Raw genomic sequence first — 12,334 nt, forward strand, 5'->3', positions numbered from 1 at the left:
GCTTTGTGTCTGTCAAGGAAACGCTCAGGAACTTCGCGCTCACCCCCGAGCAACGGCTGGCGGCCATCGAACAGATGGTTCCTGAAGAAATCGGCGCCTCCACCTACAGCGCTGCAGCGCTGATGCGCCGCTCGTTGACGGACGAGCCCGGCGGCGTCCGTTCGCTTCTCGGCGGCCTGCGCGACCTCGACTTCGAGGGAGATGCCGCCGAACCTGCACTCAGGCAATGGCAGACATGGCGAGCCCTGCGCGAACGTGGGGTGACCGCCCTCCCCGATGCAGAACAGCAGCCACACGTGAGTAGCGCATGGAGCGACCTCGTCGCCGATCCGGATCGCCATCGTGCCTTCCGAGCTTATGAAGCTTGCACGATGACGGCGATGCGAAAGGCGCTGCGCCGCGGCTCCGTGTGGCTCGACCACACGGCGACTTTCCGCGATCGCGACCGCACGCTGATCCCCGCGGCCGACTGGAAGCTCGATCGTGACCCATACGTCGCGATGTTAGCGCAGCCCTCCGAGGACGCCCTGCTCGACCCATTGCTTGCCAACGTCCGCGCCGGCCTTGCCAGTGTTGCCGACGCGCTGTCGGACGGCAAACTCACCATCGATGCGAGCGGCGGCTTGCATTTGCCGGCCCTTGAAGCACTTGACGACGAGGTCATCCCCAAGCGCACCGGCAGAGCGATCTTCGAGACGATCGGCGAACAGTAGTTGCCGGACATCCTGCTCGAACTCGATGCGAATACAGATTTCGGTGAGGCGCTGCTGGGCCACAAGGCGGCGACTACTGATGAACTGCTGGCGTGCTATGCGGGCTTGCTTGCGCACGGTACGGAGATCGATGCCAAGGGCGTCGCGGCGATGATCCCGATGCGCATTTCAGCGATCGTGGACGCGGATTTCAGCGTGATCGCGGACGGTGTTTCAAGGTGATCGTGGACGATCACGGACGCACGCGAGTGAAGGGTTCATCGTTATTCAGTCGTCCACGATCTCGGTGAAGCGGCGCCGTGAGCAGGATCGCCTGATCGTGCGCACTTGGATGTGTGCATTTAACCTTGGCGATTATTGGATTGCCACTGACAGCTAGGCCCATCCGTTACGCTCGGGGCCGCAGGTAGCCCAACTTCAACGAGACTCCCTGCCCTTGCGCGCCACTGGGGGCGCGGGAGCCCGGTGCTCGCTTGAGAACTGGATTTGTCATGCGTGCGCCAAGGTTTAGCGATGACCTGCCTGCAACCTATTGATTTCCATCGGGAAAGTCGGACCAAGCGCCACAGAATGCACCGAAACCGAGATCACCCCATCTAGGAATGTGACCCACGACCATGCTCCCGTTGCTAACTCCGAAAGAAAAGCTTGAATACGCCAAGATTTGTGGTGACAGATTCGTAGAGATTTACAAAGCTCGTCTAGCCATCTTTACGTTCATTTTTTTTGCCGTTATCACCTTGACTGGATTTGGGGTGCAATACAAGCAGCCAGCGTTGTTCTTGCTGGCTGCTGCTGCGCCAATTGGTTTGCTCGTTGTTGACATAATGATCAAGCAACGCTACGCTGCGCCATTTTTGTATATAGCGCTCAAAATGGAGTCGCAAGTAGTCGGAACAGATTCCTCGATATTGCTTTTTGTCGGAGCGGATTTTTCAAGAACAGATCTCCACAGTGAATTTGCGGTTGCTGACAGTTGTGCTGATCAGCAGCGGCGGTTTGAAGCCATGTACGTATGGAGAGGATTTATTCCAAAATCCGCTTTACTCCTTCTTGTATCGGCGATTGAGTTGTTGGTATGGCATGTGTTGCGTTCTGGACTCTGATCACCAAGCGAGCAGCGGCACCTTAGGGCTGCGGAGGCCTCCAGGCAGTCCGCGATGAAATGCCGTGGATTTCCGCCCGCCGCTTGATCTATCAACTCGGCGTCCAACTCGCCCCCCCGATATCGAGGCGACCCGCGCCGAGAACGCGACGCCGCATGCCCCCTGCGGACCCGCCTAGCGGCCCTGCGCAGCCCGCTTTCGAACCTCGACCAGGTACACGGATCGTCCGGGGTCGAAAGCGCCTGCGGCTGCGCCCCGCCAACATCCGTAAGGAGAGGCGATCTCGGTTTCGGTGCATTTTGTGGCGCTTGCTCCGACTTTCCCGATTGAAATCAAAGGGTTGCAGACAGATGACCATTGAATCGAGGCGTACTGCGTGACAAGGCCAGTTCTCAAGCGAGGACCGGGCTTACGCGAGGGTTAACCGCCACAGAATACACCGAAACTGAGATCACCCCTTGGGGGGCAATTGAAGGAAGGGCGGCCGTTACATCAATTGCGGAAGAACCTGAAAACTGTGGTAGGCAGAAGGAACGATGCATCGACCGGATGAATCCGCCTCCGCATCCGGTCAGCAACCCCTGATAACCAAGGAACCATCGGGAATCAAGATGTTTGCTTATCAGCTTCCACAATTCATCGAGCAATGTGCAGCGCCAGCGACCGGCGCGCCGTCCTCGACCAAGCGTGAAATTTCCCCGAGTCCGAAGTTTGTCGCATCCAAACAGCACCAAATTCGCCCCCTCCCCGTAAAGTCGGAGGATGCAATCAAACATTCTGACTCTCGGCGCGATCCTCTCGGCGCCCAGCCAGTACATCATCCCCGTGTTCCAGCGGAACTACCGATGGGATCGGCCGCAGTGGCAAAAGCTCTGGGACAGCATCATCGAGCTGCGGAGCGAAACCAAGGTTGGCAACCACTTTATGGGCTTCCTGGTTCTGGTGTCCGGCTTGGCTCAGCCAGGCAAGCACACTAAGTTTCATGTGGTCGATGGGCAGCAACGCATCACCACAAGTTCAATATTTATGGCAGCCCTGCGAAACATCGCCGCCGAGTTGGCTGAGTCAACACTTGCCGAACAGGTGCAAGACAGCTGCCTGGTACATCGTTATGAGAAGGGCTTAGATTCGTACAAGCTTTTGCCGAAGGCCAAGGATCAGAAGAACTTCGTGGCCATTGTTTCGAAGAAGGACGAACCATCCGGCCGTATCGCCGACGCCCTCGAATTCTTCGAAGAGCGCATCCGGCAGTATGCAAACGGTGACGCGCAGAGTCTCCGGGTCCTATATGACCTGGTCTTCCAGCGACTTTCGTTCATGTCGGCAACCCTCGAGGCTGAAAATGCCTATTCGATCTTCAAGTCGCTGAACTCCACCGGCATTCCGCTCGGCCAGGCCGACCTGATTCGCAATTTCGTGTTCATGCACGTGCGCCCGGATGATCAGGACGAATTCGACGCCGACCGCTGGTCGAAGCTGGAAGTGAAGTTTGCGGGCACTGACGGGCGACTGGACGATGTCGCCTTCTCGAAGTTCTTCCGCGACGTCATGATGATCGAGTCTGGCTACATCCAGCCGTTCGCGACCTTCGAGAAGTTCGAAGCTAGGTATGAGGCGACCAAGTTCTCCCCAAACGATTTGGTCGACGAATTGCTGCTCCATTCCCGGCATCACGAAATCATCAATGGCGTGGCCAAGGACGCCAGCGAAGCGGTGAACGAAGCTCTTGCTGGCCTCAAGGAGCTCGAAAGCTCGACCACCCACCCTCTTCTCCTTTCGCTCTTCGAGAAGCGTTCGGAAGGCGTGATTGACGATGCAGGGCTCGCCAAATGCATCAACATGCTGAGCGGCTTCATCATGCGCCGCTTCATCTGTTCGGAAAGCTCCCGCGGCTACGGCCAGATGTTCGTTCGTGCCATTGACACGAAGGCGGCAAACACGGTTTCCTCCCTCGAAACCTACCTCCTTGATCGTGGATGGCCTGACGAAACTCGCTTCCGCTCTTCCTTTCTGAACTTCCCGCTCTACGTCAGGGGCTACACCAAGTTCGTCCTGGAGTCGCTTGAGCGGTCCCGCGAACACAAGGAGCCAGCAGACCTGAAGGCCGCCCAGATTGAGCACGTGATGCCGCAAACGCTCAGCTTCCTGTGGGCTACTGACCTCGGCCCGGATGCAATAACGATCCATGCCGAATGGCTTCACACGCCAGGCAATCTGACGCTCAGCGCCTACAACCAGGAACTCTTCAATCACCCATTCGAGCGCAAGAGCAAGGAGTACGTCAACAGCAACATCGTGATCACTCGCGAGCTCTGCGACAACGCCAAGTGGGGGAAGGATGAGATCGAGCAGCGAGGCAAGGACATGGCCTTGGCTGCCTCAGCCATATGGGTCGGCCCCAAGGAGGCGAAGTTGGCGGCGAAACAGGGCAGCTCTCCTTCAGCTGTTGGTGAGGACAGTGAAGTCCTGCGCGAACGATTCTGGACGGGCCTGCTCGACTACTTGGCTGAGCAGCACCCTGTCTTGGTCCCGTTCGAGGCAAAGACGAACGCCTCCATCAGGCTCCAGTCGGGCGTGAAGAACATTGGTTTTGAGATCCGACACCTGTTCAAGCCATCGTCAGTTGCCGTCATCGTCTTCTATTGGCGCGGGTCAGCCTTGGGTGTCTGGGATGCGATTCAGTCCAAGAAGGATGATCTGGATGCAGCCGTAGACGACGTCTGGGAGTTTGGCCGACCTGCAGACGACAAGAAGCCGCGCTGGATGACGCTTAAGCTTGATTTGCCCAGCATCAGAGAATCCGAATGGCCAGCAGCCTACGCATGGTTTGGGCGGAAGCTCGAACCCCTGTTCGACAAGATTGCTCCAGTCTTGCGCGAGGAGCAGTCGACCATCATGTCGAGCTGGGCCGATACGCTACCCGCCTGAGGTCGCGAATCCTTCTGGCAACGCCTTGGCGTTGCTCAGGAGGAGCTGATACTCCGGAGGGTGCTGCCGGTCTGGTTCTATCGCGACACGAAGACTGCACTGACCCCTCCCGCCACCTCGCAACCCAGCGCTGGCAATGATTTCCAATGCTCGCCCATGGGTCCGCGAAATACCGGCAAACGGGTCAGTTCTCGACCGGCCGCCACAGCGATCTCTTCCGTGACGCCCCCCAGTTCGAGAGTCTTCGGCCCCGAAGCACACGGATCGAAAAATGGATACGACTACTCGACCTAGCACATTCATAACATGGCCGTGGTTGACAACATGGCCAAGTTAATTAAAATGGCCGTGGTAACAAGCCAGCTCTACACATGCCAGTTCCTCTGTCGCCAAACAGGCGCATAGCGCCTGCTGAGCAGTACGTTGCCGACTTCTTCCGGTCCCACAAATGGTCCGTGGAGGTGCCGCCTCACGCCCCAGACGGCGCAGACCTGATCATCCAGCGCGGGAAGCAACGGTTCATCGTCGAAATCAAAGCGATCTCTGAAAGCCGCCCAGACCGCGTGCTGCCGATGCTCTCGATGGCGATTCTCAAAGCCCAGACCGCAGCCGCACAGTTCAACAACGTCCTCCCCTTGGCGATCGTCTATGTGCCAGAGGCATCCTCGGCTTTGGCGAGGCACGTGGACTCGTTTGCCCAGAAATTCTCGAGGGATGTGCCTGTCGGCCTCATCTCGGGACGCGGCGAACAATATTTCAGTGGTGCGGCATTCAAAGACCTGAACCGATTGCCGGAAGAATCCAGACGCTCTGCCGCCGCTCACCCACAGCAGGCCATCAACCTTTTCTCTGATCTCAATCAGTGGATGCTGAAGCTCCTCCTGGCATGGGAGCTGCCCGAGGGCCTACTGAATGCCCCGAGGAAGAAGTTTCGCAACGGCTCCGACCTGGCCGAAGCTGCACAGGTATCCGCCATGAGCGCATCCCGATTCCTGCAGCAACTGCGCAGTCAGGGGTATCTGAGCGATTCATCTTCCCATCTGAAACTCGTCCGTCGCGAAGAACTGTTTCGCCGCTGGGGCGCTGCCGCGATGCGCTCATGTCCGGAGATGCCATGCCGCTTTCTTCTCAGAGTCCCCGTCGCACAGCAAATCCGAGGGCTGTTGAGCAGGCATCGGGAAGATGCCTGCCTTGGGCTTTTCGCCGCTGCCGATGAACTTAAAATCGGGCACGTCAGCGGCGTGCCTCCGTATGTCTACGTCCGCAAGCTGCCTCAGGTAGGTGCTCCGGCCTGGTCGGAGCTGATGGCTCATTCGGAGCGGCCGGACCTGATACTGCGGCAAGCATCTTTTCCGCAATCGACGTTCAGAGGGGCCATCAATCAGAACGGGCTCATTGTGACCGACGTCCTCCAGATATGGCTTGACGTCATGCACCACCCTGCACGGGGCGCCGAACAAGCCGCCCTGATTTACGAGAAATTTCTTTCGCCGATTGTCGGAAGCTGAAGCAGATGAACGATCTAGAGGCCTTCGCGAGGCTGGTGCAGGCACTGGCTCCCTGGCGCCAGCAACTGATCTTCATTGGCGGGTGGGGCCATCGCCTTCACCGGCTGGACCCGAGGGCAAATCGCCCGGGCTATCAACCGGTGTTCACTCGCGACACAGACCTCGCCTTTGCCAACAAGGAGCCCATTGAAGGCGACATCAAGCAGGCGCTGATGGGGCATGGATTTCAGGAGGAATTGAGCGGCGACCATCGACCTCCGGCCGCGCACTACACGCTTGGCGACGAGGTCGGTGGCTTCTATGCGGAGTTCCTGACGCCTTTGGCGGGAAGCGGTCGCAAACGAAGTGGCGAAGCCGACGCGACCATGACGAAGGCAGGCATTTCGGCTCAGAAGATCCGACATCTGGACGTCCTACTGGTGGATCCCTGGGTGATCAGCCTTGGACCGCAAGAAGGCGTCCCCCTGCCGGCGCGGGCGGATGTTCACGTGGCCAACCCGCTGTGCTTCATGGTCCAGAAGTTCCTGATCCAGCAATATCGACCTGCCAACAAAAGAGCCCAAGACGTGCTGTACATCTACGACACAATCGAACTCTTCGGCGCACTGCTGGATGAATTCAATGCGCACTGGCATGCAAGTGTCGTGCCCGCGCTTGGGGGCTTGGCCGATGAAGTGCAAAAGCTCAGTGCGCAGACATTCGCTGAAGTCAACGATATGGTTCGCGAGGCCGCGCGCATCCCAGCGGATCGCAACCTATCCCCGGAACAAAGTGAGCGTCCAGTCCGACCATCTTGAAAGCCCGCTCGGAGCATAGGAGCCTAGTCCCCATCAACAACTCTTGGTGGACACGTGAGCACTATCTCCGATCAACAAGCCGGCACACGCCGGCGGCGTCGCATTCACAGCGACGAATTCAAGGCAAACACCGTGGCCAGTTGCATGCAGCCGGGCATGTCGATGGCGGCGGTGGCGATGGCCCAAGGCGTCAACGCGAATCTGCTGCGCCGATGGGTTCGCGAGGCAGAGATGAAGTCGGGAACCACCGTCGGCAGCGCGACAACCGCCGAGGGCCCCAAGGCGCAAGAAGCCAAGACATTGTTCGTCCCGGTCAGCTTGCCGCCACCAGTGCAGCCGGCTCATGTCCCGGACGTTCGCATCGAGCTGCGACGTGGGCCGATGGCGGTCACCGTGACCTGGCCGGCGAGCGCCGCCAGCGAGTGCGCGGCCTGGATGCGCGAGTTGCTTCGATGATCCGCATCGACGCGATGTGGCTGGCCGCCGATCCCATCGACATGCGCGCCGGCGCCGAGCGCCTGTTGGCGCGCGTCGTGCAAGTCTTCGGTGCAGCACAGGCGCACCATGGCTACCTGTTCGCGAACGCCCGCGGCACGCGCGTCAAGCTGCTGGTGCACGACGGCTTCGGCGTGTGGTGCGCGGCGCGCCGGCTCAACGCGGGGCGCTTCGTCTGGCCGGGCACGCCCAACGCGACGCCCTTGCTGTCGCTCACACGTGCGCAGTTCGATGCGTTGGTCCTGGGCCTGCCGTGGCAGCGCCTTCCCGAGCTGAGCGTCATCACGCGAGCCTGAGGCCCCGACACAACCAGCCTTCCACGCGTTGACAGTGGATGTGCCGATGTTTGCATCGGCGTGCACTGGCACCATACAACGCATGCTTGGCGCGCGTGATCTTCCTGCAGCGAATCCTTCGGGTCTGTCCGCCGAGACAGCTGCGCTGGTTGCTCAGCTGCTCCAGCGGCTGCAAGACCAGGAGCAGCAGCTGGCTGAGCATGGCCGTGTCCTTGCGCAACGCGACCAGGCGCTCGCCGAGCGCGACGCGCTGCTGCAGCGCAAGGACCGCGAGATCGCACTGCGCGAGGCCAAGATCGAGAAGATCACCTTCGAGCTGGCCAGGCTCAAGCGCTGGAAGTTCGGCGCCAAGTCCGAGGCCATGAATGCCGAGCAGCGCCGCTTGTTCGAGGAGACGCTGGCCGAGGATGAGGCGGGTCTGCGTGAGCAGCTCGAGCGGCTTCGGCGTGAAGCCGCGTCGGCCGCGGCCGCAGCAGCTGCCTCGGACACAACGACCAAGGCGCCCCCACGTCGGCCGCGCCGCAACCCGTTCCCCGCGCACCTGCGCCGTGTGGAGCACCATCACGAGCCCGAGCGCACCGACTGCCAGGAACCTGGCTGCGGACGCCCGATGACGCGCATCGGCGAGGAGGTCAGCGAGCGGCTGGACATCGTGCCTGCCGAGTTCTTCGTACATCGCCACATCTACGGCAAGTGGGCCTGCCGCTGCTGCCAGGTGCTGCGCCAGGCGCCCAGCGTCGCGGAGGTCATTGAAGGCGGTATCGCTGCCAGCGGCTTTGTCGCACACACGCTGATCAGCCGCTTCGTGGACCACATGCCGTACTACCGGCAAGCGACCATCAACGCCCGCAGCGGCGTGCACACACCGCGCTCTACGCTGGCGTCAATCACCGGCCAGGCAGGTGCAGCGCTGGAGCCGCTGCACGAGGCGCACAGGCGCTTCATCCTCAGTTGCGCCGTGCTGCACGCCGACGAGACGCCAGTGGCCTTGCTGGACCCGGGCGCGGGCAAGACACGCCGAGCCTACGTCTGGGCCTACGCCAGAAGCTGGCACGACAAGGTGCCTGGTGTGATTTACGAGTTCTGCCCGGGACGCGGGGCGCAGTACCCGTTGGCATTCCTGGGAGGCCGGGATAGACACGGCAGGCGATGGTCGGGCACGTTGCTGACCGACCGCTACAGCGCCTACGAGACCGTGGTCGATCCCCGGCTGTATCCGGACCGCTTGGGCGCAGCCTGCGCCGCGCACGCACGCCGCAACTTCGAAGAGTTGACGCACGACGGCACCAGCGTGGTGGGCCTGGAGGCGGTGCGTCGCTTCGCGCGCATCTACGGGGTCGAGGCACAGCTCAAAGAGCTCAGCGATGACGAGCGCCGTGGGCAACGCCAGCAGCTCGCCAAGCCGCTGTGGGAAGAGCTCAAGCACTGGCTACAACTGGAGCGCCGGCTGGTGGCCGACGGCGGCCCGACGGCCAAGGCCATCGACTACACGCTGGGGCACTGGGCCGCGCTGACGCGGCACCTGGACGACGGCGCGGTCGCCATCGACAACAACCACCTCGAGCGTCAGATCAAACCCTGGGCGATGGGCCGCAAGGCATGGATGTTCGTGGGCAGCGAACTGGCCGGCCAGCGCGCCGCCATCGTGATGAGCCTGGTGCAATCGGCGCGCCTGAACGGCCATGACCCCTGGGCCTACCTGCGCGACGTGCTGCAGCGCCTGCCGACGCAGCGCAGCAGGCAGATCGATGACTTGCTGCCGCACCGATGGCAGCCAGCGTCCGACGCGGCACCATGACCTTGCTCACGCAGGCCGTGATGGTCCGGGCGAACATCGACGTCGACCGCATGAGCGCGCAACAGAAAGTTGAGCTGGCTGACGAAATCTACGTCCAGCAGCCGAACCTGCTGGCCTCCATCCTCGTGTTGCCTCGCTACGGTGTCGACATGCTGCAGCTTGAGGTGCCGATCCACGTTCTGCTGGTCGCCTTCCAGGCCATGAAGCACTGCGGGCGCGCCTTGCCAACGATCTCTGAAGACGTCCAGGAAACCTGCTTGCAGCGTAAGCGGGGCCTCAAAGCCCTCTTGACGCCATCTGGTTGAAGAGGTTGACGCTGCTCAGACCTCGAGCACATGGCGCAGCACATGGAACGGCACCCGCCAAGTGGCGCCGTCGCCGGTGCCGAGGGTGGCCGTGCGCTGATTAATGCGCACGATCACGCCGGTAATGTTGCGCCCATCGCGATCTTTGAACGTCACGGTATCTCCGCGCTGGAGGTCACGCGTGTGGGTTGTCGCCCTGACAGGCTCGGGCGGTGGCTCATAGGCGCCTTGCTCTTCGTGACGTCCTGCATCGTGGTAGCCCTGCATCGCCAGGCATGGGATCTTCCAGGTTCGCTTGGTGCCTTCCTCCAGCACGGTCGCCTGCGTGTCCCTCATGGCGATGATCTTGCTGCGGCGCGTCTGCCCGTCGCGGAAGTCGACGAACTGCACAGGCTGGCCAAGATGAAGGCTCGCACGAGCGGCAATGCCACGGCGCGGGTCGGCCAGCATGCCCTCGATCAATGCCTTGAGCTGGTAGAGCTGGAAGCTGCTCGCCTCCTCGAGGGCTTCGATCATCCGCGGGTCGGTGCCTTGCAGCGTCACTCTCGTCTTCCTTCGTTGCGCAGCCGAGTTGCTTGTTCAAGCCGCCAGTCGTTGCTCGACGTGGTTGGCGCCGATGTTCCAGGGCAGCAACTCGTCGATGCGGTTAATGGGGTGCTCGGCAATGCGTGCGAGCACGTCGCGCAGGTACGCCTGCGGATCGAGCCCGTTGAGCTTGGCCGATTCCACCAGACTGTAGATCGCCGCCGCCCGTTCGCCTCCGGCATCCGAGCCCATGAAGAGGTAATTGGATCTTCCAAGGGCGACGCCGCGCAACGCACGCTCGGCAGCGTTGTTATCAATCTCGATGCGACCGTCGTCGCGATAGCGGGTTAGCGATTTCCAGCGTGTCAGCGAATAGCCGATCGCCTTGGCCAAGTCCGACTTCCTCGACACCTTGCCCAGCGTGCTGATGAACCAGGCATGCAAATCTTCCAGCAACGGTCCTGCACGCGCTTGTCGCACCTGGCGTCTCACGTCAGGAGGTCGCCCGCGGATTTGGGCTTCGATCGCGTACAGGGCGGCAATGCGCTGCAGGGCCTGCTCGGCGATCGAGCCCGGCGCAAAGCCCTGGCTCTCGTGCAGATCCCAGAATGATCGACGCGCGTGGGCCCAGCAAGATGCTTCGACAACATGCCCGCTCGAATAGATCTTGCCGTACCCACCGTAGGCATCAGCTTGAAGGACGCCGCTGTAGTTCGCAAGGTGTGCCTGTGGATGCTCACCTCTGCGGTTGGGCGAGTAGCGATACCAGGCCGCCGGCGGTTCTGTGTTGCCAGCCGGCCGGTCGTCTCGCACGTAGACCCACAGGCGACCGGTCTTGGTACGGCCGCGGCCGGGATCGAGCACGGCTACCGGCGTGTCATCGGCATGCACCTTCTCCCCAGCGAGCACGTAGCGTCCGAGCGCTGTGACCAGCGGGTCGAACAGCTTCTCGCTCTGGCCCACCCAGCCCGCCATGGTCGAGCGGTCGATGACGACGCCGTCGCGGCCATAGATGCGGCTCAGACGATGCAGTGGAATGTGATCGCAATACTTGGACACCAGCACGTTGGCCAGCAGTCCAGGACCGGCCACGCCGCGCGCGATTGGCCGGCTCGGTGCGCCGGCCTGGAAGATCGCTTCGCAAGCGACGCACGCGAGCTTAGGCCGCACATGGCGGATCACCTTGAAGCGCGAGGGCACGAACTCCAGCTGTTCGGAGACATCGTGTCCGATCAGGCGAAGGCGACCACCGCAGGCGGTACAACCGCAGGCCTGACCGTTTGCGTCATGGTGATCGGAAGTTGCCTGGGGCCGGTAAATCTGGGTCTCGCGCGGCAGGTGGGCCGGCAGCTTGCGATCGATCTCCGGCGCGTTGGCGGCATCGGATTTGGCACTCGCCGTCGGCGCCGCGTGTTCATACAGTGGTTCACCCTCAATCAGGGCGATTTGAGGGTCATCGAGCTGCTCGCTGGACGATCCGAAGCGCGCCCGAAGGTTGCGCAGCAACTGCAGCTTGAGCTTGTCGACCATCAGCTTGAGAAGCACCACTTCGGCGTCTCGCTCCTCGACCACTCGCAGCAGACCTTCAACGGTGTGGGGTGTGGTGGGCTCGTTGATGGGCGTCGTCACGACATCTACTGTGCCCGGCCGGCGGCACGTCGAACATCGGTGCTACTCTGGAGAAATTCTCATCCAGTAGTGCCGCTGTCGGCACGCGCGTGAAGTCAAGCAGCGAGCAACGGCTCGTGTGTGCGCAGCGGCATGCGCCAGTCGATGCCCTCCAGCAGCATCGAGAGCTGCGCCGGCGTGAGCGATACGCTGCCGGACGTGGCCTGTGGCCAGACAAACCGGCCTCGCTCGAGA

General features: G+C 61.5%; 13 protein-coding genes. 10 read left to right on the top strand and 3 right to left on the bottom strand.

The genetic code is table 11. The annotated features are described in order from the left end of the window. Window positions 1-5: 5 nt before the first annotated feature. From HB681_RS21850 to HB681_RS21895, 10 genes are all read left to right on the top strand, one after another. Window positions 6-713, top strand: coding sequence for a hypothetical protein (locus HB681_RS21850; protein ID WP_213956962.1), 708 nt, complete (start codon window positions 6-8; stop codon window positions 711-713). Further along, window positions 714-935 (top strand): Tn3 family transposase, encoded by a 222-nt coding sequence (locus HB681_RS21855; RefSeq protein ID WP_213956963.1) that lies wholly within the window; start codon window positions 714-716, stop codon window positions 933-935. Window positions 936-1,330: 395 nt separating this feature from the next. After that, complete coding sequence (locus HB681_RS21860) at window positions 1,331-1,819, top strand: hypothetical protein (protein ID WP_213956964.1); 489 nt, start codon at window positions 1,331-1,333, stop codon at window positions 1,817-1,819. A gap of 762 nt (window positions 1,820-2,581) precedes the next feature. Then, window positions 2,582-4,747 carry a DUF262 domain-containing protein gene (locus tag HB681_RS21865; protein WP_213956965.1) on the top strand — a complete coding sequence of 722 codons (2,166 nt, stop codon included), beginning with the start codon at window positions 2,582-2,584 and terminating at the stop codon, window positions 4,745-4,747. Window positions 4,748-5,118: 371 nt separating this feature from the next. Continuing rightward, the gene (locus HB681_RS21870; RefSeq protein WP_213956966.1) at window positions 5,119-6,255 is read left to right on the top strand and encodes a hypothetical protein; all 1,137 of its coding nucleotides are present in this window, start codon (window positions 5,119-5,121) and stop codon (window positions 6,253-6,255) included. A gap of 5 nt (window positions 6,256-6,260) precedes the next feature. Further along, window positions 6,261-7,052, top strand: a complete 792-nt coding sequence (locus HB681_RS21875; RefSeq protein WP_213956967.1) for a GSU2403 family nucleotidyltransferase fold protein — start codon at window positions 6,261-6,263, stop codon at window positions 7,050-7,052. A 54-nt stretch (window positions 7,053-7,106) separates the two neighbouring features. Next, complete coding sequence (locus HB681_RS21880; RefSeq protein ID WP_345944720.1) at window positions 7,107-7,508, top strand: transposase; 402 nt, start codon at window positions 7,107-7,109, stop codon at window positions 7,506-7,508. Further along, window positions 7,505-7,843: an IS66 family insertion sequence element accessory protein TnpB gene (tnpB, locus tag HB681_RS21885; RefSeq protein WP_213956968.1), complete on the top strand. Its 339-nt coding sequence runs from the start codon at window positions 7,505-7,507 to the stop codon at window positions 7,841-7,843. Before HB681_RS21880 ends, tnpB (HB681_RS21885) begins: the two co-directional genes overlap by 4 nt. An 82-nt stretch (window positions 7,844-7,925) precedes the next feature. After that, entirely contained in the window at window positions 7,926-9,641 is a 1,716-nt protein-coding gene (locus HB681_RS21890) for an IS66 family transposase (protein ID WP_213956969.1), read from the top strand. Beyond that, window positions 9,638-9,946 carry a hypothetical protein gene (locus HB681_RS21895; protein ID WP_256735039.1) on the top strand — a complete coding sequence of 103 codons (309 nt, stop codon included), beginning with the start codon at window positions 9,638-9,640 and terminating at the stop codon, window positions 9,944-9,946. Before HB681_RS21890 ends, HB681_RS21895 begins: the two co-directional genes overlap by 4 nt. A gap of 15 nt (window positions 9,947-9,961) precedes the next feature. Here the strand turns inward: HB681_RS21895 and HB681_RS21900 are convergent, their stop codons facing one another. The 3 genes from HB681_RS21900 to tnpB (HB681_RS21910) form a co-directional block, all read right to left on the bottom strand. Next, window positions 9,962-10,489 carry a hypothetical protein gene (locus tag HB681_RS21900; protein ID WP_213956970.1) on the bottom strand — a complete coding sequence of 176 codons (528 nt, stop codon included), beginning with the start codon at window positions 10,487-10,489 and terminating at the stop codon, window positions 9,962-9,964. 36 nt (window positions 10,490-10,525) lie between these two features. Further along, window positions 10,526-12,088 (bottom strand): IS66 family transposase, encoded by a 1,563-nt coding sequence (locus HB681_RS21905; protein ID WP_213956983.1) that lies wholly within the window; start codon window positions 12,086-12,088, stop codon window positions 10,526-10,528. 107 nt (window positions 12,089-12,195) lie between these two features. Further along, on the bottom strand, window positions 12,196-12,334 hold a 139-nt coding region (gene tnpB, locus HB681_RS21910), incomplete at its 5' end, for an IS66 family insertion sequence element accessory protein TnpB (protein ID WP_213956984.1).

This window comes from Variovorax sp. dw_954 (assembly GCF_018449755.1).
Lineage (GTDB): Bacteria > Pseudomonadota > Gammaproteobacteria > Burkholderiales > Burkholderiaceae_C > Variovorax.